The 767-nt window shown below is 40.4% G+C and carries 1 protein-coding gene; it reads left to right on the forward strand.

Translation table 11 applies throughout. The features are described from left to right. Nucleotides 1–325 (forward strand): 2-oxoacid:ferredoxin oxidoreductase subunit beta (locus JNK74_28645; GenBank protein MBL7650154.1); only part of this gene is annotated, 325 nt, incomplete at its 5' end. Nucleotides 326–767: the final 442 nt, after the last annotated feature.

Genomic DNA, 767 nt, shown 5'->3' on the forward strand with positions numbered 1-767 from the left:
TGATTTTGTTCCGCATGCTGCAGAAATTAAAACCACTTACGAAGCCGGAAGTAACAAATTGGTAAGCATGCACGATGGTTCGCTTATCAAACTCAACAAACTTCAAGCAGACTGGGACCCAACCAATCGGGATTCTGCAGTCCATGCATTGCATGAAGCAAATTCGAAAGGTGAAATTTTGACCGGATTAATTTATATCAATGAAGAAAGTCAGGACTTACATCAACTTTTAAACACTTCAAAAAAACCTCTGAACACACTTTCAGAAAAACAATTGTGTCCCGGCCCAGAAGCCTTGATGGATATCAATCAAGGATTGAGGTAAAAATTCTGCAATGGTTTAATGTTGCAATCCTGTTATGGTTTAATATTGAATTTTAGGCTGAAGGCTGAAGGCTGAAGGCTGAAGGCTAAAGGATATATCGTTCCACTTATCAGCTTGGTCCTCCTTGGTCCTTGGTCCTCTTTGGTCCTTGGTCCTCTTTGGTCCTTGGTCCTCTTTGGTCCTTGGTCCTCTTTGGTCCTTGGTCCTCCTTGGTCCTTGGTCCTCTTTGGTCCTTGGTCCTCTTTGGTCCTTGGTCCTCTTTGGTCCTTGGGCCTCTTCCCCCCAACAAACTAGCTCCATTTTCAAAATAACAAATACCTTTGAATATAATTTTCCAATATATGTTTAATACAGTTTTTAAGAAATTATATCCACATTTACTTGTTATTCTGCTGTTTATCGTGGTTATCTCTTTTTTCTTTGCTCCACATTGGCAAGGTAA

Source organism: Candidatus Hydrogenedentota bacterium (assembly GCA_016791475.1).
In the GTDB taxonomy this organism is placed as follows: domain Bacteria; phylum Hydrogenedentota; class Hydrogenedentia; order Hydrogenedentales; family JAEUWI01; genus JAEUWI01.